The organism is Telluria sp. AZSoR62 (assembly GCF_058111565.1).
The window spans coordinates 160,199-182,176 of sequence record NZ_JBYTST010000007.1 but is presented as its reverse complement, the minus strand read 5'-3'; the positions used below and the strand labels follow the sequence as shown (position 1 = coordinate 182,176).

23 protein-coding genes are annotated in these 21,978 nt (G+C 65.6%); 12 read left to right on the top strand and 11 right to left on the bottom strand.

The features are described 5' to 3' along the window. The first annotated feature begins 128 nt into the window (after nt 1–128). The 5 genes from ftsZ (at nt 129) to lpxC (ending at nt 4,316) form a co-directional block, all read left to right on the top strand. Nucleotides 129–1,325 carry a cell division protein FtsZ gene (gene ftsZ / locus AC3XQU_RS13010; protein ID WP_489874578.1) on the top strand — a complete coding sequence of 399 codons (1,197 nt, stop codon included), beginning with the start codon at nt 129–131 and terminating at the stop codon, nt 1,323–1,325. 127 nt (nt 1,326–1,452) lie between these two features. Continuing rightward, complete coding sequence (locus tag AC3XQU_RS13005) at nt 1,453–1,956, top strand: peroxiredoxin (protein WP_489874577.1); 504 nt, start codon at nt 1,453–1,455, stop codon at nt 1,954–1,956. A 46-nt stretch (nt 1,957–2,002) separates the two neighbouring features. Beyond that, nucleotides 2,003–2,452, top strand: a complete 450-nt coding sequence (locus AC3XQU_RS13000; RefSeq protein WP_489874576.1) for a GNAT family N-acetyltransferase — start codon at nt 2,003–2,005, stop codon at nt 2,450–2,452. 35 nt (nt 2,453–2,487) lie between these two features. Then, nucleotides 2,488–3,330, top strand: a complete 843-nt coding sequence (locus AC3XQU_RS12995) for a DMT family transporter (RefSeq protein ID WP_489874674.1) — start codon at nt 2,488–2,490, stop codon at nt 3,328–3,330. Between the two features lie 50 nt (nt 3,331–3,380). Next, complete coding sequence (lpxC, locus tag AC3XQU_RS12990; protein ID WP_489874575.1) at nt 3,381–4,316, top strand: UDP-3-O-acyl-N-acetylglucosamine deacetylase; 936 nt, start codon at nt 3,381–3,383, stop codon at nt 4,314–4,316. A gap of 188 nt (nt 4,317–4,504) precedes the next feature. Here the strand turns inward: lpxC and AC3XQU_RS12985 are convergent, their stop codons facing one another. Beyond that, nucleotides 4,505–4,897: a DciA family protein gene (locus AC3XQU_RS12985; protein WP_489874574.1), complete on the bottom strand. Its 393-nt coding sequence runs from the start codon at nt 4,895–4,897 to the stop codon at nt 4,505–4,507. Nucleotides 4,898–5,345: 448 nt separating this feature from the next. Between AC3XQU_RS12985 and secA the strand changes: the two genes are divergently transcribed. After that, nucleotides 5,346–8,129, top strand: a complete 2,784-nt coding sequence (secA, locus tag AC3XQU_RS12980) for a preprotein translocase subunit SecA (RefSeq protein ID WP_489874573.1) — start codon at nt 5,346–5,348, stop codon at nt 8,127–8,129. Nucleotides 8,130–8,226: 97 nt separating this feature from the next. On the opposite strand, the gene AC3XQU_RS12975 is transcribed toward secA, so the two are convergent. Then, on the bottom strand, nt 8,227–9,516 hold the full coding sequence (locus AC3XQU_RS12975; protein WP_489874572.1) for a D-amino acid dehydrogenase: 1,290 nt from the start codon (nt 9,514–9,516) through the stop codon (nt 8,227–8,229). A 118-nt stretch (nt 9,517–9,634) separates the two neighbouring features. On the opposite strand from AC3XQU_RS12975, the gene AC3XQU_RS12970 reads away from it, so the two are divergent. After that, a complete protein-coding gene (locus AC3XQU_RS12970; RefSeq protein ID WP_489874571.1) occupies nt 9,635–10,120 on the top strand; it encodes an Lrp/AsnC ligand binding domain-containing protein in 486 nt (161 codons plus the stop codon). Nucleotides 10,121–10,177: 57 nt separating this feature from the next. On the opposite strand, the gene AC3XQU_RS12965 is transcribed toward AC3XQU_RS12970, so the two are convergent. Both AC3XQU_RS12965 and AC3XQU_RS12960 read right to left on the bottom strand, forming a co-directional pair. Next, the gene (locus tag AC3XQU_RS12965) at nt 10,178–11,179 is read right to left on the bottom strand and encodes a peptidoglycan recognition protein family protein (RefSeq protein WP_489874570.1); all 1,002 of its coding nucleotides are present in this window, start codon (nt 11,177–11,179) and stop codon (nt 10,178–10,180) included. Between the two features lie 23 nt (nt 11,180–11,202). Beyond that, complete coding sequence (locus AC3XQU_RS12960; RefSeq protein WP_489874569.1) at nt 11,203–11,928, bottom strand: transglycosylase SLT domain-containing protein; 726 nt, start codon at nt 11,926–11,928, stop codon at nt 11,203–11,205. 357 nt (nt 11,929–12,285) lie between these two features. Between AC3XQU_RS12960 and argJ the strand changes: the two genes are divergently transcribed. From argJ to AC3XQU_RS12940, 4 genes are read left to right on the top strand one after another with little or no spacing between them, the layout of a single operon-like run. Beyond that, nucleotides 12,286–13,524, top strand: a complete 1,239-nt coding sequence (gene argJ, locus AC3XQU_RS12955; RefSeq protein ID WP_489874568.1) for a bifunctional glutamate N-acetyltransferase/amino-acid acetyltransferase ArgJ — start codon at nt 12,286–12,288, stop codon at nt 13,522–13,524. A gap of 9 nt (nt 13,525–13,533) precedes the next feature. Next, complete coding sequence (locus AC3XQU_RS12950) at nt 13,534–14,424, top strand: ATP-binding protein (RefSeq protein WP_489874567.1); 891 nt, start codon at nt 13,534–13,536, stop codon at nt 14,422–14,424. Beyond that, nucleotides 14,417–14,836 carry an NUDIX domain-containing protein gene (locus AC3XQU_RS12945; protein ID WP_489874566.1) on the top strand — a complete coding sequence of 140 codons (420 nt, stop codon included), beginning with the start codon at nt 14,417–14,419 and terminating at the stop codon, nt 14,834–14,836. Before AC3XQU_RS12950 ends, AC3XQU_RS12945 begins: the two co-directional genes overlap by 8 nt. Beyond that, nucleotides 14,836–14,964: a hypothetical protein gene (locus AC3XQU_RS12940; protein ID WP_489874565.1), complete on the top strand. Its 129-nt coding sequence runs from the start codon at nt 14,836–14,838 to the stop codon at nt 14,962–14,964. The genes AC3XQU_RS12945 and AC3XQU_RS12940 overlap by 1 nt, the downstream gene beginning before the upstream one ends. Nucleotides 14,965–14,987: 23 nt before the next feature. On the opposite strand, the gene yacG is transcribed toward AC3XQU_RS12940, so the two are convergent. From yacG to AC3XQU_RS12920, 4 genes are all read right to left on the bottom strand, one after another. Next, nucleotides 14,988–15,170, bottom strand: coding sequence for a DNA gyrase inhibitor YacG (gene yacG, locus AC3XQU_RS12935; protein ID WP_489874564.1), 183 nt, complete (start codon nt 15,168–15,170; stop codon nt 14,988–14,990). Between the two features lie 18 nt (nt 15,171–15,188). Continuing rightward, complete coding sequence (gene zapD, locus AC3XQU_RS12930; RefSeq protein WP_489874563.1) at nt 15,189–15,944, bottom strand: cell division protein ZapD; 756 nt, start codon at nt 15,942–15,944, stop codon at nt 15,189–15,191. A 94-nt stretch (nt 15,945–16,038) separates the two neighbouring features. Next, nucleotides 16,039–16,662 carry a dephospho-CoA kinase gene (gene coaE / locus AC3XQU_RS12925; protein WP_489874562.1) on the bottom strand — a complete coding sequence of 208 codons (624 nt, stop codon included), beginning with the start codon at nt 16,660–16,662 and terminating at the stop codon, nt 16,039–16,041. A 1-nt stretch (nt 16,663) separates the two neighbouring features. Then, entirely contained in the window at nt 16,664–17,536 is an 873-nt protein-coding gene (locus AC3XQU_RS12920; protein ID WP_489874561.1) for a prepilin peptidase, read from the bottom strand. A 194-nt stretch (nt 17,537–17,730) separates the two neighbouring features. Between AC3XQU_RS12920 and AC3XQU_RS12915 the strand changes: the two genes are divergently transcribed. Continuing rightward, on the top strand, nt 17,731–19,101 hold the full coding sequence (locus tag AC3XQU_RS12915; RefSeq protein WP_489874560.1) for a hypothetical protein: 1,371 nt from the start codon (nt 17,731–17,733) through the stop codon (nt 19,099–19,101). A gap of 26 nt (nt 19,102–19,127) precedes the next feature. Here the strand turns inward: AC3XQU_RS12915 and AC3XQU_RS12910 are convergent, their stop codons facing one another. The 3 genes from AC3XQU_RS12910 to AC3XQU_RS12900 all read right to left on the bottom strand — a co-directional run bounded on the left by AC3XQU_RS12910 (nt 19,128) and on the right by AC3XQU_RS12900 (nt 21,973). Then, nucleotides 19,128–20,114 carry a TerC family protein gene (locus AC3XQU_RS12910; protein ID WP_489874559.1) on the bottom strand — a complete coding sequence of 329 codons (987 nt, stop codon included), beginning with the start codon at nt 20,112–20,114 and terminating at the stop codon, nt 19,128–19,130. A gap of 24 nt (nt 20,115–20,138) precedes the next feature. Then, a complete protein-coding gene (locus AC3XQU_RS12905; RefSeq protein ID WP_489874558.1) occupies nt 20,139–20,567 on the bottom strand; it encodes a tellurite resistance TerB family protein in 429 nt (142 codons plus the stop codon). 170 nt (nt 20,568–20,737) lie between these two features. Continuing rightward, nucleotides 20,738–21,973 (bottom strand): type II secretion system F family protein, encoded by a 1,236-nt coding sequence (locus AC3XQU_RS12900; RefSeq protein WP_489874557.1) that lies wholly within the window; start codon nt 21,971–21,973, stop codon nt 20,738–20,740. Between the last annotated feature and the right edge of the window lie 5 nt (nt 21,974–21,978).

Genomic DNA, 21,978 nt, shown 5'->3' with positions numbered 1-21,978 from the left:
TACGTCAGCAACAAAGCGTTCACGGGTAAAGATTTTTTAAATACAATCGCTGTTTCCGGTTGCGGGGCCTGTCAGGGGCCTGGCAAATCCCCGCAACGGAAGCGGCACTGAATATTGGGAGTGACATCATGGAGTTCGATATGGTCGATAACGCAGCACTGGGAACCGTCATCAAAGTGGTCGGCGTCGGCGGCGCCGGCGGCAACGCGGTTCAGCACATGATCAACAAGGGTGTGTCCGGTGTCGAGTTCATCGCCGCAAACACGGATGCGCAGGCACTGGCAGTGTCCGGCGCGAACAACATCATCCAGATCGGCGAGTCCGGCCTGGGCGCAGGCATGCGTCCTGAAGTCGGCCGCCAGCTGGCCGAGCAGACCCGCTCGCGCATCGAAGACGCACTGCGCGGCGCGCACATGGTCTTCATCGCGGCCGGCATGGGCGGCGGCACCGGTACCGGCGCCGCGCCGATCGTGGCCGAAGTGGCCAAGAGCATGGGTGCGCTGACTGTTGCCGTGGTCTCCAAGCCGTTCTCCTACGAAGGCGACAAGTGCATGCAGGTCGCGGAAGCGGGCCTGGAAGAACTGAGCAAGCACGTCGACTCCCTGATCGTCATCCTGAACGAAAAGCTGGAAGACATCTACGAAGACGAAAGCATGCTGGAGTGGATGAAGCATGCCGACGACGTCCTGAACAACGCGGTGGCCGGTATCGCCGAGATCATCAACGTCCCGGGCCACATCAACGTCGACTTCAACGACGTGAAAACCATCATGAGCGAGCAGGGCAAGGCCATGATGGGCACCGCGACCGCCGCCGGCGTCGACCGCGCACGCATCGCCGCCGAACAGGCCGTGGCGTCGCCGCTGCTCGACGGTATCGACCTGTCGGGCGCCAAGGGCGTGCTGGTCAACGTGACCGCAAGCCGTGGCCTGAAAGGTAAGGAGATCAAGGAGGTCATGGCCGCCGTGCGCGCCTTCGCCGCGCCGGACGCGTCGATCGCCCAGGGCATCGCCTACGACGATTCGATGGGCGACGAGATCCGCGTGACCGTGGTCGCGACGGGCCTGGGCAAAGCCAAGAAGATGCAACTGGTCCAGCCGCAGCAGGTCCTGCGCACCGGTACCTACAATGCACCGGTGATGGCCGGCGCATCGACCGTGGCCGGCGGCCTGACCATGGGCCAGGCCGGTGGCGACGCGATGGGCGGCATGAAGCAGCCGGCCGTGTGGCGCCGCGAGCAGGCATCCGAGCAGGTCCAGGCGATGCAGCGCAACGGTGTCGAGACCTACGACATCCCGGCCTTCCTGCGCAAGCAGGCCGACTGATCGTCGAGCCGGTCGGGAAGTGAAGAGGCCAGCGCAAGCTGGCCTTTTTGTTTTCACGGCCTTGCCTGCAAGCTCCCCTCGGATCGGCGATAATTGCCGGATTCTCAAAACACACAGGAGTACACCCATGACCATCCAGATCGGCGATCGCCTGCCGGAAGGCACCCTCGCGGAATTCATCGAGACCGAAACCGCCGGCTGCTCGCTGGGCCCGAACACCTTCGAGGTCAGCGAACTGGCGAAGGGCAAGAAGATCGTCATCTTCGGCCTGCCGGGCGCCTACACCCCGACCTGCTCGGCCCAGCACGTGCCGGGCTACGTCCAGCACGCCGAGGCATTGAAGGCCAAGGGCGTCGATGAAATCTGGTGCATCTCGGTGAACGACGCCTTCGTGATGGGCGCCTGGGGCCGCGACCAGAAGGCCACCGGCACCGTGCGCATGATGGCCGACGGCAACGCGGCCTACTCGAAGGCACTGGGCCTGGACGCCGACTTCTCCAAGCACGGCATGGGCACCCGCTCGAAGCGCTATTCGATGCTGGTCGAAGACGGTGTCGTCAAGGCCCTGAACGTCGAAACCGCCGGCTTCGAAGTCTCCAGCGCCGAGAAGATGCTGGAACAACTGGGCTGATCGCCCGCGCTACTTCCAACGGCGCTGCGGCGCCGTTTTTCATCCCATGATCATCAACGCCGAAACCCCCGACCAGCCGGAAGTCAAGGCCATGCTGGAGCAGCTCGATGCCTATTGCGCGTCGCTGTATCCGGCTGAGTCCAACCACCTGATGGACATCGCTTCGCTGCTGGCCGACGGCGTGCTGTTCCTGGTCGCGCGCGACGTCGACGGGGTGGCCTGCGGCTGCGCGGCGCTGGTGCGGCGCGAAGGCTACGGCGAGATCAAGCGCATGATGGTGGTGGGCGAGCGGCGCGGCCGCGGAGTCGGCCACAAGCTGCTCGAGCAGCTGGCGATGTTCGCCCGCATGTCCGGCGTGGGCGTGCTCAGGCTGGAAACCGGCATCCACCAGCCGGAAGCCATCACGCTGTACGAGCGTTTCGGTTTCATCCGCTGCGAACCGTTCGGCGACTACCAGCCCGATCCGCTGAGCCTGTTCATGGAAAAACAGCTGTGAAGCGGCCTGCCGGCAACCTGTACGCCATCTACGCGATGGCGCTGGCCGTCTTCATGTTCGCCCTGATGGACACGGTGATGAAGCTGCTCACCGCGCGCTATCCGGCGATCCAGGTCGCGGCGCTGCGCTCGCTCACCTCGCTGCCGCTGGTGGCGATCTATGTCGGCGTGCGGGTGGGCTACCGCGACATCTTCCGCGTGCGCTGGCCGCTGCACCTGCTGCGCGCAGTGCTCGGCATCGCGATGCTGACCTTCTTCGCCTTCGGCATCCGCAACCTGTCGCTGGCCGAGGCCTATACCATCTTCTTCGTGTCGCCGGCCCTCATCACCGCCCTGTCGGTGTGGATCCTGAAGGAGCGCGTGGGCGCGGCGCGCTGGATCGCGATCGTGGTGGGCCTGGGCGGCGTGCTGGTGGTGCTGCGCCCGAGCGGGGCCGGCTTCCTGACCATCGGCGGGCTGGCCATCCTGGGAGCGGCCGCCATGTACGCCATCTCGGCGATCACGGTCGGCATCCTGGCGCGCACCGACCGCAACGAGCACATGGTGTTCTGGCTGATGGTGATGGTGGCGGTCGGCGCCAGTGCGCTGGCCGCGCCCGGCTGGGTGCCCATGGGCATGGCCGACCTGCCGCTGCTGGGCGCCCTGTCGCTGACCGGCTTCATCGGCCAGCTGGCGATCACCGAAGCCTTCGCCAGGGGCGAGGCCTCGAGCATCGCGCCCTTCGAGTACACGGCGCTGGCCTGGGCCGTGGGCCTGGACTGGCTCCTGTGGCAAACCCTCCCGGACGGCTACACCATGGTCGGCGCGGCCATCATCATCGGCAGCGGCCTGTATCTGCTGCGCCACGAAAAAGACCACGTCGAAGCCGAGCATCCCTAGCCGGGGAGGGGCCGTCAGCGCCGTCAAAAGCGCTGGGCTATAATCGCCGGATGCTGAAACAACGAACCATCAAGCAGGTCGTCCGCACCACCGGTGTGGGCGTGCACTCGGGCACCAAGGTCGAGCTGACCCTGCGTCCGGCCGCCGCGGGCGCCGGCATCACCTTCCGCCGCGTCGACTACGACCCGATCGTCTCCATCCCGAGCGCCGCCGACGTGGTCGGCGAGACCCGCATGGCCACGGTCCTGATCAAGGACGGCGCGCGCGTGTCCACCGTCGAGCACCTGATGTCGGCCTGCGCGGGCCTCGGGATCGACAACCTGGTGGTCGACGTGACGGCCGAAGAGATCCCGATCATGGACGGCTCGGCCGCCTCCTTCGTCTACCTGCTGCAGCAGGCCGGCCTGGAAGAGCAGGACGCGCCGAAGACGTTCATCCGCGTGCTCAAGGAGGTCGAGATCCGCCAGGGAACCGGCGCCGGCGAGAAATGGGCGCGCCTGTCGCCCTACGAAGGCTTCAAGCTCGACTTCTTCATCGAATTCAACCACCCGGCCGTGGACGGCACCATGCAGCGCGCCTCGGTCGACTTCGGCGATGTCTCGTATGTGCACGACGTGGCGCGCGCGCGCACCTTCGGCTTCATGCAGGACGTCGAAACCCTGCGCGGCCTGGGGCTGGCGCGCGGCGGCTCGCTGGAGAACGCAATCGTGATGGACGAATACCGGATCCTCAATGCCGACGGCCTGCGCTACGAAGACGAATTCGTGCGCCACAAGATCCTGGATGCGATCGGCGACCTGTACATCGTCGGCCATCCGCTGCTGGCCAGCTACACGGCCCACAAGTCGGGCCACGCGCTCAACAACGAGCTGCTGCGCAAGCTGCTGGCCCAGCCGGATTCCTACGAGCTGGTGAGTTTCGAATCGCTGGGCGATGCGCCGCCGTCGTACGTGCGGCAGATGACGCGGGAGTGGGCGCAGACCTGAACGGCTGCTACTTGAGAGTCGCTCGTCAGTCGTAGGGTGGGCAGGTTTCCTGCCCACGCGTTCAAAGTACAGTGCTGCTACCCGTGTGGCTGATCCGACTTGGGCTATCACCGCGTGGGCAAGGAACTTGCCCACCCTACGGGTAAGCGGCGGCTCATGCGTGGCAGGCATCGGCCTACTTCCCGCCGCTACTTCCGCTTCTCGGCGAGCCGGCGCAGCGCCGCCACCAGGTCCTTGTTCTGGGTCGTGTCTTCCAGCGATGCGGCCAGCTCCTCGAACGCCTGCACCGCGGTGGGCGGCAGCTCCAGGCTGCGCATCTCCGGCTTTTGCGGCACGGCGCGCGCCACCTGCACCTTCAGCTTGACCGATTCCACCTGCCAGCCGCGCCCGAGCAGGGCGGCCTGCAGCTTGGGCGCCATCTGCTTGACCCGCGCCGCAACGGCCGAGCTCGGCACGGCCAGCACCAGCGCGCCATCCTGGAACGAAATCACATCGGTATTGCCCGCCAGCGCAGGCAGGATCGCCGCGCAGTCCGACTGCAGGCGGGCCATGCGCATGGCGGCCGGCAGCAGGCTGGCCATGCGTTCATTGCCGCGTAGGAAGTCGGTCGCGACGATGGATGTCTGCCGATTTTTGGTACCGTAGATGTGCACTGGAAGGAGTGGGAAGGGGAAGTCGAGTACGTGCACGATAGCATAAACACCGCCCCGACTTCGCACAAACCCTGTGCCGGCCTGGCCCGATCCGGCGCAAGCCACCACCTTTTTCCCACCTGCTTAGCTCCTTGCCGGCGAGCGGCCGGCGCCGTCCAGCAGGCCCGGGGGCCGCACGGCAGGCCCCGCCACTGTCGCATTCAGTGCAATTTGATAACATTCTGCTGCTCAGCAGTCTTGTTATCCTGCCCATTGTCCCCAAGTGTGGCCGGATCGCATGATAAAATCAGTAGCTTTTTGCCATAGGCGGTCTTCGGCGGATGTGTTCAACCGTCCTCCCGGGCTCTTTTCGCGGCGTATTTTTTGTAGAGTTAGCATGTCATTCCTGACCCAGATTTTCGGCAGCCGTAACCAGCGTCTGCTCAAGCAGTACCACAAGACCGTGCGTCAGATCAACGCGCTCGAGCCGCAGATGGAAAAGCTGTCCGACGCCGAACTCCAGGCGAAGACGCCCGAATTCAAGGACCGGCTCGGCAAGGGCGAGTCGCTCGACGACATCCTGCCGGAAGCCTTCGCGGTCTGCCGCGAAGCCGCCAAGCGCGTCATGAAGATGCGCCATTTCGACGTCCAGCTGATCGGCGGCATGGTCCTGCACCAGGGCAAGATCGCCGAAATGGGCACGGGCGAGGGCAAGACCCTGATGGCGACCCTGCCGGTCTACCTGAACGGCCTGGCCGGCAAGGGTGTGCACGTCATTACCGTCAACGACTACCTGGCGCAGCGCGATGCCGAGTCGATGGGCCGCCTGTACGGCTGGCTGGGCCTGTCCACCGGCGTGAACCTGTCGCAGCTGGACCACGACAGCAAGCAGAAAGCCTACGCCTCGGACATCACCTACGGCACCAACAACGAATTCGGTTTCGACTACCTGCGCGACAACATGGTCTACGATGCGCGCGAACGCGTGCAGCGCAGCCTGAACTTCGCCGTGGTCGACGAGGTCGACTCGATCCTGATCGACGAAGCACGTACTCCGCTGATCATTTCCGGCCAGGCCGAGAACCACACCGACCTGTACCACCGCCTGAACGAGCTGCCGACCCTGCTGACCCTGCAGATCGGCGAGGAAACCCCGGACGGCAAGGGCAAGATCGACGTGCCGGGCGACTACACCAAGGATGAAAAAGCGCACACCGTGCTGCTGACCGAAGCGGGCCACGAAAAGGCCGAAGGCATCCTGACCCAGTGGGGCCTGCTGCCGGAAGGCGCTTCGCTCTACGACGCCGCCAACATCACGCTGGTGCACCACCTGTATGCGGCGCTGCGCGCCCACGTCCTGTACCACAAGGACCAGCACTACGTGGTGCAGAACAACGAAGTGGTGATCGTCGACGAATTCACCGGCCGCCTGATGACGGGCCGCCGCTGGTCGGACGGCCTGCACCAGGCCGTCGAAGCCAAGGAAGGCGTGCGCATCCAGAACGAGAACCAGACCCTGGCCTCGATCACCTTCCAGAACTACTTCCGCATGTACGGCAAGCTGTCGGGCATGACCGGCACCGCCGATACCGAAGCCTACGAATTCCAGGAGATCTACGGCCTCGAGACCGTGGTCGTCCCGCCGAACAAGCCGTCGCAGCGCAAGGACCGCCAGGACCAGGTCTACAAGTCGGCCGAGGAAAAATACAACGCGATGCTGATCGACATCCGCGACTGCTACGAGCGCGGCCAGCCGGTGCTGGTGGGTACCACCTCGATCGAGAACTCGGAACTGCTGTCCGGCATCCTGACCAAGGCCAGCCTGCCGCACAACGTCCTGAACGCCAAGCAGCACGCGCGCGAAGCGGAAATCATCGCGCAGGCCGGTCGTCCGAAGATGATCACCATCGCCACCAACATGGCCGGCCGCGGTACCGACATCGTCCTGGGCGGCAACGTCGAGAAGCAGATCCAGCTGATCGAAGCCAATGCCGCGCTGGCGGACCCGGACAAGACGGCCCAGTCGCAGACCCTGCGCGACGAATGGCAGTCGCTGCACGACCATGTGGTAAACGCCGGCGGCCTGCACATCATCGGCACCGAGCGCCACGAATCGCGCCGCGTCGACAACCAGCTGCGCGGCCGTTCGGGACGCCAGGGCGACCCGGGTTCCTCGCGCTTCTACCTGTGCCTGGACGATCCGCTGCTGCGCATCTTCGCGGGCGACCGCGTGCGCGCCATCATGGAACGCCTGAAGATGCCGGAAGGCGAGCCGATCGAGGCGGGCATCGTGACCCGTTCGATCGAGACCGCCCAGCGCAAGGTCGAGGCCCGCAACTTCGACATCCGCAAGCAGCTGCTGGAATACGACGACGTCGCCAACGACCAGCGCAAGGTGATCTACACCCAGCGTAACGAGCTGCTCGAATCGACCGAGATGACCGACCTGATCGTCTCGCTGCGCAACGGCGTCTTCACCGACGTGGTGCGCGCCTTCGTGCCGGCCGAGTCGGTCGAAGAACAGTGGGACATCAAGTCGCTGGAATCGACCCTGGCGGCCGAATGGAGCCTGGACGTGCCGCTCGAGCAGATGCTCAAGGACGACCCGAACCTGAACGACGACGACGTCCTCGAGCGCGTGCTCAAGGCGGCCGAGCAGTCCTACGACGCCAAGGTCGGCGTGGTCGGCAAGGAATCCTTCGGCGGCTTCGAGCGCAACGTCATGCTGCAAAGCGTCGACACCCACTGGCGCGAGCACCTGGCAGCGCTGGACCACCTGCGCCAGGGTATCCACCTGCGCGGCTACGCCCAGAAGAACCCGAAGCAGGAATACAAGCGCGAAGCCTTCGAGCTGTTCTCCAGCATGCTGGACATGATCAAGAACGAAGTGATCCGCACCGTGATGACGGTCCGCATCCAGAGCCGCGAGGAAGTCGACGCCGCCGAAGCGGCCATGGCGGCCCAGGCGGCCCAGCTGGAAAACATCAACTACCAGCACGCCGACTTCAACCCGTCGGCCGCGCCCGAAGAGCTGTTCAACCCGAACCCGGTGGGCGCGGGCGCCGAGCCGGTATCGGCGGAAGACCACAGCACCTACATGGGCGTGAAGGTCGGCCGCAACGATCCTTGCCCTTGCGGCAGCGGGAAGAAGTTCAAGCAGTGCCACGGGAAGCTGGCGTAAGGGCTTGCTGGCAGTGTTAACGGAAAACGGCCGGGGAAACCCGGCCGTTTTTTTCATGCTTGTCCGCCGCAGCCGCAGCCGCGGCCCACACGCCGGCTTATGCCTTGACCAGCTCCGGCTGCATCCCACGCGGCTCCCCGCCCGCATAACGGAACACCGCCAGGTCATCCGCCCGAATGGCCGGCTTCTTGCCGCTCACCAGATCCGCGATCACGCTGGCCGAACCGCAGGCCATGGTCCAGCCAAGGGTGCCGTGACCGGTATTGAGGAACAGGTTGGAGAGCGGGGTGGCGCCGACCACCGGGGTGCTGTCCGGGGTCATCGGGCGCAGGCCGGTCCAGAAGGAGGCCTGGCTGGTGTCGCCGGCGCCCGGGAACAGGTCGTTGACGACCATCTCGAGCGTTTCGCGGCGGGCCGGGTTCAGGTAGTTGCTGTAGCCGGCGATTTCGGCCATGCCGCCCACGCGGATGCGGTCTTCGAAGCGGGTGACCGCGATCTTGTAGGTCTCGTCCAGGATGGTCGATACCGGCGCGCGGCTGGCGTCCGTGATCGGCACCGTGATCGAATAGCCCTTGAGCGGATACACCGGCAGCTTGAACTGGTTCTTCAGCAGCAGGCGCGAATAGCTGCCCAGCGCCAGCACGTAGCGGTCGGCCGTCATCACGCCCTTGTCGGTGCGCACGCCGGTGACCTGGCCGCCGCTGGTGAACAGCTCCTTGATCGCGGTATCGAATTCGAAACGCACGCCCAGGTCGCGCGCCATGGCGGTCAGGCGGCTGGTGAACAGCTGGCAGTCGCCGGTCTCGTCGTTCGGCAGGCGCAGGCCGCCCACTAGAGTGGCGTGCTCGCCCAGCGCCGGCTCGGCCTGGCCCAGCGCGCGGCCGGCCAGCAGTTCGTATTCGACGCCGGCCTGCTTCAGGATCTCGATGTCTTTCGCTGCACTGTCGAGCTGCTTCTGGGTGCGGAACAGCTGCACGGTGCCCAGGCTGCGGCCTTCGTATTCGATGCCCGTCTCGGCGCGCAGTTCGCGGATGCAGTCGCGGCTGAATTCGGCCAGGCGCACCATGCGCTCCTTGTTGACCGCATAGCGGTCGGCGGTGCAGTTGCGCAACATCTCGAGCATCCACTGCAATTGGAACAGGCTGCCGTCCGGGCGGATCGCCAGCGGCGCGTGGCGCTGGAACAGCCATTTCGCGGCCTTCAGGGGAATGCCGGGTGCGGCCCAGGGCGAGGCATAGCCGGGCGAGATCTGGCCGGCGTTGGCGAAGCTGGTCTCCAGGGCGGGGCCGGGTTGACGGTCGATGACGGTGACGTCGTGGCCGGCCTTGGCCAGATAGTATGCCGTGGTCACGCCGACCACGCCGCTGCCCAGTACGAGAACGCGCATGTTGTCCCTTGAATCCCGAAAGGATGAGTAAAAAAGCCGGATTTAGAAAAGATTGCCATCCTACCGCGGGAAGTGGAATAATTGATTCTGTTATTAACGCGGTTTTCAGTGAAAAATCATGCGCGTCCAAAAGAATTCCAACCGCGTCCTCGACAAGATCGACCTGCACATCCTGTCCATCCTCCAGATTGATGCGCGCATCGTCATGAAGGACCTGGCCGAGCAGGTGGGATTGTCGTTGACGCCCTGTATCGAGCGGGTCAAGCGCATGGAACGCGATGGCGTGATCGCCGGCTACCACGCGCGCGTGAACCCGCAGGCGATGGGCCTGCAGATCCTGGTATTCGTCGAGATCACGCTGCACCAGAAATCCGAAAAGGCTTTTGATCGCTTCCGGCGCGCGATGCTGGGCATTCCCGAGGTGATGGAATGCCACCTGGTGTCGGGCGACTTCGACTACCTGATCAAGGCGCGCATCCCCGAGATGTCGGAATACCGCCGGCTGCTCGGCGAGATCCTGCACGTGGCCGATGCCGGCCAGTCGAAGAGCTATGTGGTGATGGAAGAGCTGAAGGAAACGCTGGCGTTGTCGATCCCGCGCTGAACTAGTAGGGCATGCGCGCCTGCCATAAAGGCCGGCGCGCATGCTTGGAAGAACGGCTTACCAGGCCATCTTGTTCCAGGTGTCGTCGCCGACGATGCCGTCCGCGCTCAATCCCTTCGAGCTCTGGAAGTTGCGCACCGCCGTCGCCGTGGCCGGGCCGAAGGCGCCGTCCACCGTGATGCCCGCGCCGCTCTCATTGAGCTGGCTTTGCACCGCGCGCACCTTGGCGCCCGAATCGCCCTGCTGGGTGAGGATGACCAGCGCCGGCCAGGTGGCGTTGCCGACGATGCCGTCCGAGCCCAGGCCATGCGAGGACTGGAAGCTCTTCACCGCGTTCTGCGTGGCGGTGTCGAAGCTGGCGTTGACGGTCAGCGAATAGCCCCACTGCTGCAGCAGGTACTGGATGGTGCGTACGCGCTCGCCCGTGTTCCCGTACTGGACCAGCGGCCAGGTGGCGTTGCTGCCGCCCCCGGTGCTGCCGGCCACCAGCGATTTATAGCGCGGCCAGTCCCAGCCCGAACCCGGGTCGGTGTGGCTCTGGCTGGCGAAGTTGACGTGGCCCTTGACGTTGTACAGCGAGTCCGAGGGCACCGCATTCCAGCCGCCGGCGCCGTCGTAGACCTTCTGGGCCAGGCTGCGCGACGCCAGGATGTCGCGCGTGAGCGCGGCCGAGGCGGTGTACATCGCGGTGGTGTACCACACCGACGGGTTGGCGACATAGCCCTCGTGCTCGATGCCGACCGTGTAGCCGTTCGAGTTCCCCACGTGCCAGGCCTTGGCCGACTCGTTCACCATCTGGGTGACCTGGCCGTCCGAGGAGCGGATCACGTAGTGGGCGCTGACGCCGGCGCTGCAGTTCTGGAACCACGAGATCGAGCCCGCGTAGGAGCCCTGGGTGGTGTGCACGGTAACGTGGCTGATGGCGGCGGTGCGGGCCGAATAATTGCAGCTGGCCGCCGGGTTCCAGATGGCGGGAGGATAGTCGGTGGAAGCGAGCGCCGGCTGCACCGAAGCGAGTATGCACAGGCCTGCGAGCAAGCCTTTCAAGAAGGTCTTCATGGATTTGGTCTCCGTATGCTGCTTTATTTTTTATTCGGGGTATCGAAAAAATCAGGCGCCGAGATCTTCGGGTCCGGCGTGCCGGTTTCGACCACGATGCGGCGGGCGGACAGCTTTTTCAGCTTGTCGCGGCCGTAGGCCTTTTCCATCTCGACGTGCTTCTGGTCGATCTCGAACTTGTCGCTCCGGCGGCCCTGGCGGATGGCCGTGAGGACTTCGTAGCTGTAGATCTGTGCGATCTCGGGCTGCGGGATGCCGCTGTAGCGCGCCACGGCGCCTTCCCAGTCGGCGAGCGGGAAGGACTTGCTCTTGCGGGTGCCGTGCTGGGCCAGCAGGGCGGCGGCGGCGCGGATGTTGGTGCGGGTGTCCGAGGCCGCCTGTTCCGGCGTGACGCGGATCAGCGCCGCGCCCTGGACCAGCGACTGGCCGAAGTGGGTGTCGTTGCGCAGGCCCATGATGCCGTAGCTGATCGGCATGCCGTGGTGCGACTCGACCTCGATTTCGGGCTCGCCGTTTTTCTTGAGCTGGCCCTTGGGGACGTGGGGGTGCCAGCGCGTCTCGGCATACGCGATCGATTGCAGCAGCTCGACCGGCACGTTGAACTCGTTCGAGGCATCCCTGAAATACTGCTTGTACTGCTTGGCCGAGACGGTCAGTTCGGCCGGCTTGCCGTCGGCGTAGGCCAGCGGCGCGCCGGCCAGCGAGGCACAGAGCGCGACCAGCAGCCGCGCCTTGGTGGTGAGTTTCATTGCTTGTCTCCAGTCTTATTGGCTATGCCCCGGCGAACGGCCGGGGAGGGTGCTCCGGAGCGGCAAAATGACATACCGTTTCCGTGCCTGAGAAGTATATGCACACTCAGCAATAAGAAACGCTAAGCGTTTGATTCAAAACAATATTTCTTCAGAAATGAATCGTGCGCAAGGTGCCACTGAAAGTCGGTACATAAGCGCGCATTAAGGGTCCTTAATGGGCGGTTATCGCTCCATGCGATACGCATAATGGCAGGCGCGCAGGCGGCGTCGCGGCCGGTGCAAGCTGGCTAACCCGTTCACGGCGCGGCTGGCGGTACAATATCGAATTCACCATTCTTCGAACACGAGATCGCCATGGCCGTCAATTCCCCCCTGCCAGTCGCAGCTGAGCTGAAACCCGTCAACGGTATCGAGATCGGCTTTGCCGAAGCCGGTATCAAGAAGCCCAACCGCAAGGACCTGCTCGTGATGAAGCTGGCCGAGGACGCGACCGTGAGCGGCGTCTTCACGCTGAACCGCTTCTGCGCCGCACCGGTCCAGGTGAGCAAGGCCCACCTCGAAGCCGTCAGGAACGGCGGCAAGCCGATCCGCGCGCTGGTGGTCAATACCGGCAACGCCAACGCCGGCACGGGCGAGACTGGCCTGGCCAATGCGCAGGCCACCTGTCTCGAGGTGGCCAGGCTGCTGGGCCTGGAGCCGCAGCAGGTGCTGCCGTTCTCCACCGGCGTGATCCTGGAGCAGCTGCCGCTGCCGAAGATCGTCGCCGGCCTGCCGGCGGCTTGCGCCAACCTGAAGGCCGACAACTGGTTCAACGCCGCCGAGGCGATCATGACCACCGACACCCAGCCGAAGGCCGCGTCGACCACCGTCACCATCGGCGGCCACAGCGTCACCATGACCGGCATCAGCAAGGGCGCCGGCATGATCAAGCCGAACATGGCGACCATGCTGGGCTACCTCGCGATCGACGCCAAGGTCGCCCAGCCGGTGCTCGACGAACTGGTCAAGCACGCGGCCGACCACTCCTTCAACAGCATCACCATCGACGGCGACACCTCGACCAACGATTCCTTCATCGTCGTCGCCACCGGCGCCGGTTCCCTGGTGGTCGATACCGCCGGCGGCGTCGAATACGAAGCACTGAAGGATGCGGTAACGAGCATCTCGCGCAACCTGGCGCAGCAGATCATCCGCGACGGCGAAGGCGCGACCAAGTTCATGACCATCACGGTGGAGCAGGGCCGCGACGTCCAGGAATGCCGCAAGATCGCCTATTCGATCGCCCACTCGCCGCTGGTGAAGACCGCCTTCTTCGCCTCGGACCCGAACCTGGGCCGCATCCTGGCCGCCGTCGGCTATGCCGGCGTGGACGACCTCGACGTCACCACGCTCGACCTGTACCTGGACGACGTATTGGTGGCCAAGAACGGCGGCCGCAACCCGGACTACAAGGAAGAAGACGGCCAGCGCGTCATGAAGCAGTCGGAGATCACGGTGCGCGTCACGCTCGGCCGGGGCGAGGCCGCGGCCACGGTCTGGACCTGCGACCTGTCGCACGACTACGTGTCGATCAACGCCGACTATCGTTCGTAAGCGGCCCCGATGACGCCGCTGGAACAGTTCCTGCACCGCGCCGAAGCCCTGCTGGCGCGGGTGGAAGCGGTGCTGCCGCCAGCCGTGCCGCGCGAGCCGGACTGGAAGCGCAGCTTCGCCTTCCGCTGGCGGCGCCGCGCCAATGGCGGCGGCAACTACCTGCAGCCGGTGCTGCATGCGTCCACCATCCGGCTGGACGACCTGCACCACGTCGAGGCGCAGAAGCGCCAGATCGAGCAGAACACCCGCCAGTTCGTGCTGCGCCGCCCGGCCAACAACGTGCTGCTGACCGGCGCGCGCGGCACCGGCAAGTCGTCCCTGATCAAGGCTTGCCTGAACGGCTTTGCAGAGCAGGGCCTGCGCCTGATCGAAGTCGACAAGGCCGATCTCGCCGACCTGCCCGACATCGTCGACCTGGTGGCGGGCCGGCCCGAGCGCTTCGTGGTCTTCTGCGACGACCTGTCGTTCGAGGAGGGCGAGGCCGGCTACAAGGCGCTGAAGGTGGCGCTCGACGGCAGCATCGCGGCGCAGTCGGACAATGTGCTGATCTACGCCACCTCGAACCGGCGCCACCTGCTGCCCGAAAAGCATGCGGACAACGCCGGCTACCGCCCTGGCGAGGACGGCGACCTGCACCCGGGCGAGACGGTGGAAGAGCGCATCTCGCTGTCGGAGCGCTTCGGCCTGTGGCTGTCGTTCTATCCGTTCCGGCAGGACGACTACCTCGGCATCGCGGCGTACTGGCTGGCCAGCTTCGGCTGTACGCCGCAGCAGGTCGAGGCGGCGCGGCCGGAGGCGCTGCAATGGGCCTTGCAGCGCGGCTCGCGCTCGGGCCGCGTGGCCTGGCAGTTTGCGAAAGACTATGCCGGCCGCCTGCCGGACAATGGACACGATGAGTAAAGCAGAAGCACAACCGGTCGACGTCGCGGTCGGCATCCTGATGCGTCCCAACGGCGACGTGCTGCTGGGCCAGCGGCCCGAAGGCAAGCCCTACGCCGGCTACTGGGAGTTCCCGGGCGGGAAAGTCGAAGCGGGCGAGGACATCTTCCACGCCCTGCAGCGCGAGTTCGTCGAGGAACTGGGCGTGCAGGTCGTGAGCGGCGAGGCCTGGTGCTGCGTCGAGCACGTCTACGAGCACGCCCACGTGCGCCTGTATTTCTACATCTGCCGGGAGTGGGCGGGCGAGCCGCAAAGCCTGGAAGGGCAGGCCTTTGCCTGGCAGGGCGCCTATAGTGTGGCGCCGCTGCTGCCGGCGACGATTCCGCTGCTCGAGTGGCTGGACCGAGTGCGTTTCGCACCGACGCAGGGGTGATGGCGCCGCGCCGTATCCTGGGCATCGTGCTGGCCTGCATCGCGCTGGCGGCGTTCGGTGTCGGCGTACGCGGCGGCTGGCATCTCATGCAAGACTATGTGGCCGCTGCCGAGGCCCGCGCGCACTAATGCATGTGCGGGCGTGTCCCGCGTCAGTCGTCGGCCAGCGGATCGTCCTGGTTCTCGTTCGGCGCCGCACCGGGGATCGTGTACTTTTCCTCGGCCCAGGCGCCCAAGTCGATCTGCTTGCAGCGTTCGGAACAGAACGGGCGGAACTTATTGGCGGGGGTCCATTCGACCTTCTTGCCACAGGTCGGGCACGCAACGACAGTCATACCATTACCAATCAAGAATCAGAAATTACAGAGGGTCAGCTCGAAGCGCACGTCTTCTTCCAGCGCCTTGGGCTTGCAGTCGCCGTCCTGGCTGGTAAAACGCACCCACAGCATGTATTTATTGGCCGAGATCTCGGGGATCGCGCCCAGCTTGTCGTCGATCGACAGGCGCAGCATCTGGTACACCTTACCCTGCAGCATCTGCTGGTAGCTGCCGCCGTTGGCCACCATGGGCACCGGACCGCCCGAGTCGCGCAGCAGGCGCAGCACCAGCGACAGCGCCTCGAACAGCGGCGCCAGCGGTGCGAACCATTTCATGATGTCGGCATGGCGCTGGGCGCCGGGACGCTGTTGCCACGCGTGGTAGGAGGGCAGGTCGAATTCGGAGGCGCCGCCGGGAATGATGGTGCGGCCGCGGATGCTCATCAGCCACTCGTTGTCGCGCACGTTCTGGCCGGTCTTGCCCTGCGCGCCCACCAGGGCGCTGCTGACGCTGTCGAGCTCGGCCAGCACGGCGTCGAGCGCCTCGGCCGCCACGTTCGGATTGCTCCGGTAAGCCATCAGGCTTTGCTTCTGGCGTTCGAGTTCCTGCAAGAGGTCGGATTTCAGGTCGGCGCGGCCAGCCACTTCCAGCATGTCGAATATCGTGGCGAGCGCCACGTGATGCTGCATGGGATGTTCTTGCTGCACAAAGAACTTGAATTTCTCGTACAAATCTTCCAGCCGCAACAACGTGCGAATCCGCTCGTTGAAAGGATATTCGTAGACGATCAAAGTAACATTCCCCTGAATGTGGGCTGGAGAGCAACCCTGTGATTCTGAACCATGCAGCGCAAAATTACAAATAGCGCATTGACTTTATTGGTTTTCATGGCGTCCGGGCCCTGGCCAGGCCGAGATACAGGGCGTGCAGGGCCTCGACCTGGGGGCGCAACCGGTCCAGTCCGTCGTCGTTGACGATGATGTCGTCGGCCGCGGCCCGGCGCTGTGCGCGCGTGACCTGGGCCGCCATGACGGCGCGCACCTGCTCTTCGCTCAGGCTGTTGCGCGCCATGACACGCGCCACCTGCAGCTCTTCCGGGCAGTCGATCGCCAGCACCCGCGTGACGCGCTCGCGCCAGGTGCCCGATTCGATCAGGAGCGGCACCACATAGATGACGTAGTCGCCGGTGGCGATGCTGGCCGCCGCTGCGGTCGCGTCGCGGATGCGCGGGTGCAGGATGGCTTCCAGGCGCGCGCGCGCGGTCGCGTCCGAGAACACCAGGGCGCGCATCCTGGCGCGGTCGAGGGCGCCGTCCGGCGTGGCGAACGCGTCGCCGAATTCGGCTACCAGGGCCGGCATGGCCGCGCCGTGGGGTGCGGTGAGCGCATGCGCGATCGCATCGGTGTCGATGACCGCGGCGCCATGCGCCGCGAACATGTCGGCCACCGTGGTCTTGCCGCAGCCGATGCCGCCGGTGAGCCCGACCGAGAACGCGAGCGAGGCAGTCATGTCAGCCGGCGACCACGGCCTGGATCTGCTGGCTGATCTGGCTGCCATACAGAAGCGCGATCAGGCCGGCCGCCGCCAGGTAGGGACCGAAGGGGATCGGCTTGTCGCGGCCGCGCTTGGCGAGCACGATCAGGCTGATGCCCACCACCGCGCCCACCACCGAGGACAGCAGGATGATGGTCGGCAGCATCGCCCAGCCCAGCCAGGCGCCCAGCGCCGCGAGCAGCTTGAAGTCGCCGTAGCCCATGCCTTCCTTGCCGGTGACGAGCTTGAACAGCCAGTACACCGCCCACAGCGCCAGGTAGCCGGCGGCCGCGCCGATCACGGCGTCCTGCAGCGGCACGAAGGTGCCGTGCAGGTTCACCAAGAGGCCGGCCCACAGCAGCGGATAGGTCAGGTCGTCGGGCAGCAGCTGGGTGTCGATGTCGATGAAGGTCATCGCCACCAGCAGGTAGAGGAAGAGCAGGGTGGCCAGGCCCGCCATGCCGCTGCCGAAGGTCCAGACCAGCACGCCGGAGAGCACGCCGGTGAGCAGCTCGATGGCCGGGTAGCGCGCCGAGATCGGGGCCTTGCACTTGCTGCACTTGCCGCGCAGCGCCAGCCAGCTCACGACCGGGATGTTTTCCAGCGCCGTGATCTGGTGGCCGCAATGCGGGCAGGCGGAACGGGGCACCATCAGGTTGTAGCGGCCGGTATGAGGCGGCTCCTTGCCGCTTTCCTGGGCCACGTAATTGTCGGACTCGCGCTGCATCATCTTCGGGATGCGGTGGATGACCACGTTCAGGAAGCTGCCGATGAGCAGCCCGAACAGGACAGCCACGATGGTCGCGCCCAGGTTGGCGGGTGCGGCAAACAGGAAGGATTCCACGGGCATGGCGGTGAGGTCCGATCAATAAGGGTCGAAAAGATTCTTTACATCAACCTATTGTAGAGGTTTCCCCGCGATTTGGCGAAGCCTGAACACAGCGCTGCCGGGCTGCCTGCCTCTGGCGCCTGATTGTGGGGGATCATGGGACAAACGTGGCGCGCGGCTACGCTGGATTTTTCCGCCACTGCCGGGTGACTGCGATGCCGCGCGCAAACTTTACCTTCATTAATCACGCCTGCTTCATGGTGCGCACCGATGGCGCCCTCCTGGTGTCCGATCCCTGGTGCGAGGGCAGCGTCCTCGACGGCGCCTGGGACCTGGTCGACGGCTCGACCAGCAGCGCCGCCCTGATCGAGGAGCTCGGCGCCGCCGGCGTGCCGGTCTATATATGGTGCTCGCGCGCCCAGCCCGACCGCTTCTCGCTGCCTTTCCTGAAACGCTTCCGCGCCGAATTCCGCGGCATCGCCACTTTCCTCTACCGCCCCGGGCGCGACATGCGCATCGGCGACGAATTGCGGCGCTTGCGCCTGCCCGTGGCCGAATGCCCCGACGGCGTCACCGTCGGCCTGGCCGGCGACTTGCGCCTGACGGCAATCGCCAACGGCGACGGCGACACCGCCTGCCTCATCGGCTGCGCCGGGCGCACCATCCTGAACCTGGGCGAGCGCGCGCTCGTCACGGCTGCCGCCTGCCAGGCCGCCGCGCCGCGCATCGCCCGGCTGGCCCCGCGCATCGACCTGCTGCTCACGGGCTTCGGCAGCATGGGCTGGTGCGGCAACCCCGATGGCTTCGCCGAGCGCGAAGCGGCCGGCAACGCGGCGGTGGAGCGCCTGGCGCTGCAGGTCGAGGCCTTCCGGCCGAAGATGGTCGTGCCGGTCGCCTCGTTCGCCCGCTTCGCGCGGGCCGACAATGCCTGGCTCAACGGCGGCAGGCTGGCGCCGGCCGACCTGCTGGAAGCGCCGCGCCTGGAGGGCGTGCGCGGCTTGCTGCGCTTCCTGGCGCCGGGCGGCAGCATCGACCTGCAGCGCGATACGCCCGCATCGCTGGCGCCCATCCACCACCTGGCGCTGGCGCACTGGACCGATTGCTGGCGCAAGCGTCCGGCCCCGCTGCCCGGACCACAGCAAGCCTCGCTGGGCGAGCTCAAGGCCGCCTTCACCCGCTACCGCGAGCGCGTCGCGGCGGCCACCCACCTGCTGCCGCAACTGCTGGAAACCCTTGGCCTGCTGCGGCCGCTGCGGGTACACCTGCCCGACCTGCGCCAGAACGTCGAACTGTCCTACCGCCACGGCCTGCGCATGCTGCCGCGCGAAACGGCGGCGCACGTGGCCATGTTCTCGGGCACCGCGCTGCAGCTGCTGCGCCTGGAAGACGGTTTCGATACCGTGTACGCGGGAGGGTGCTTCTGGACGCTGCGGCGCAGCGGCTTGTCCGCCTTCGGGCGCTTCTTCCTGCCCCAGCGCATGGCCCGGCGCGGCGCCGACCGCCACCGGCCGCTGGCGATGGGCGGCTTCCTGCTGCGCGTCTTGCTGGGCAAGATGACGCGGCAGGTGCAGGCGGCGCTGCGCTAGGGCGCCGCCTGCTTCCCCGTCCCGGTTCAGCCTGCGGCCGGGTGCGCACCCTTGCGGGTGCGCCAGAGCGAGTACAGGATGCCCGATGCGATCAGCGCGCCGGTCACGGCCAGCGACAGCGTTGCCGGTACCTTGCCGCCGAACACGAAGTCGCCCAGGAAGATCTTCGAGCCGATGAACACCAGCACCGCTGCCAGCGAATACTTCAGGTAGCTGAAGCGCTCGACCATGGCGGCCAGTGCAAAGTAGAGCGCACGCAGGCCCAGCACGGCGAAGATGTTCGAGGTGTACACGATGAACGGATCGCTCGTGATCGCAAAGATCGCCGGCACGCTGTCGACCGCGAACACCACGTCGGTCAGCTCGACCATGCACAGGGCAAGGAACAGCGGCGTGGCCCACAGCAGCGTCTTGCCAGGCCGCGCCGGATCGGGCTGGCGCACCAGGAAGGCATTGCCGTGCAGCTCGGGCGTGATGCGCAGGTGGCGCCGTAGCCAGGCCAGCACCGCGCTGTCGCGGATGTCGTTGCTGCCGGTGGTCACGAAGAACATGCGGATACCGGTGAGCACCAGGAAGGCGCCGAACAGATAGAGCGTCCAGTAATAGCTCTCCACCAGCGCGGAGCCGGCGCCGATCATGATGCCGCGCGTGACGATCACGCCGACGATGCCCCAGAACAGCACCCGGTGCTGGTACAGGGGCGGGATCGCCAGCGTCGCGAAGATCAGCGAGATCACAAAGATGTTATCCAGCGACAGGCTCTTCTCGATCAGGAAGCCCGTGTAGAAATGCAGGCCCTTCTCGCTGCCCAGCTCGAACCATACCCACAGCCCGAAGGCCAGGCCCGCCGTCAGGTAGAGCGCCGACAGCTTCAGGCTTTCCTTGACCCCGATGACATGGTCGCGCTTGTTCAGTACGCCGAGGTCGAAGGCCAGCAGCACCACCACGATCGTCAGGAACACCAGCCAGGTCCAGGCCGGTGTTCCCAACCAGATAGCATTGAACATGTCCATGACGATCTCCTTGCAGGCCGGCGCTTAGCCGGCAACTTCCTCGAGCGGGAGTGGGGCATCGGGCCGGGCCTGGCCGAACCAGGCCCGGGCGGCGCGCCGCACCAGCGTGGTTTCGCGTCCGTCCAGGTGGCCGTCCGCATGGATGATGTCGACCATGGCTTTCCACAGGCGCAGCTGCAGCAGCGGATCGCGGATCTCGGCCAGCAAGCCGTCGAGCAGGACCGGGTCGATCTCGACCATGCCCGCATGGCGGTTGGCCGCGGCGCACAGCAGGTCTTCGCACAGCTGGCGCAAGGTGCGGTCGAAGGTGGCGTCGTCGACCCCGGCCGTTCCGATAAAGGGGCAGGCGTGCATGGCGCGCACCTCGGACGGATCGAGATGGCCGTCGACGATCATGCCCAGGGCAAGGATGCGGCTGACGGCTTCCGGACTGTTGACTGCGTAGACTTGCATGGCGATCTCCTCAAGTGGTTGGTGAAATCACTATAGGGATCGGCAATGCGAAAGTAAAATCGATTAATCTTTCGAGATAAGACAGGTTTTTCGATGTGTTCGCCGCCGGCGCGTGCCGGCCTGGGAGAGGGCGCGGCGCCGCCGGGGCCGGCGGCGCGCGCAGGGGAGAACTAGACCACCGAACCCAGCTTGAAGATCGGCATATACATCGCAATCACCAGGCCGCCAATCAGTACGCCCAGGATCACCATGATCAGCGGCTCCATCAAGGAAGACAGCCCCGCCACCGCCTCGTCGACTTCCTCTTCGAAGAAGTCCGCCACCTTGCCCAGCATGGCGTCGAGCGAGCCGGATTCCTCGCCGATCTGCACCATCTGGATCACCATGTTGGGGAACACGTTCACGTTCTGCATCGACAGCGTCAGGCTGGTGCCGGTGCTGACCTCGTTCTGGATCTTGCGGGTCGCTTCCAGGTAGACCGCGTTGCCGGAGGCGCCGCCGACCGAGTCGAGCGCTTCGACCAGCGGCACGCCGGCGGCGAACATGGTCGACAGGGTGCGGGTCCAGCGGGCGATGGTGGCCTTGCGGATCACCGCGCCGAAAATGGGCAGGCGCAGCATGATGCGGTCCATCGCCTGCTGCATCTTGAGCGAGCGCTGCCAGGCCTGGAAGAAGAAGTACAGGCCGCCGAAGATCGAGCCGAAGATCAGGTACCACCAGGTCACGAAGAATTCCGACATCGCCATCACGATCAGGGTCGGGGCGGGCAGGTCGGCGCCGAAGGTCTTGAACACTTCCTTGAAGGCCGGGACCACCCAGATCATGATCACGGCCGTGACGACGAAGGCGATCGCGATGATCGAAATCGGGTACATCAATGCCGACTTGATCTTGGCCTTGATGGCCAGGGTCTTTTCCTTGTAGATCGCCAGGCGGGTGAGCAGGTCTTCCAGGATACCGGCCTGTTCGCCCGCGCCTACCAGGTTGCAGAACAGCGGGTCGAAATACAGCGGGTACTTGCGGAAAGCGTTGTTCAGGCTGGTGCCGGTCTCGACGTCATTGCGCAGGTCCATGATCAGCTTGGACATCGAGGGGTTGGCGTGGCCCTTGCCGACGATGTCGAAGGCCTGCAGCAGCGGCACGCCGGCCTTCATCATGGTGGCCAGCTGGCGCGTGAACAGGGTCAGGTCCTTGTCGGTGATCTTCTTGCCGCTGCGGTAGGCCTTCTTCTTGACCTTGGTGACCAGGATGCCCTGGCGGCGCAGCGTGACGTTGACGATCGCCTCGCCGCCTGCGCGCAGTTCGCCGCGCACGGTCTTGCCGGTCTTGTCCTTGCCTTCCCAGGCGTAGACCGATTCCTTGACCTGCGCGCCGCTGCGGCTCCGGGTGGGTAGGGAGGTTGCCATAGTCA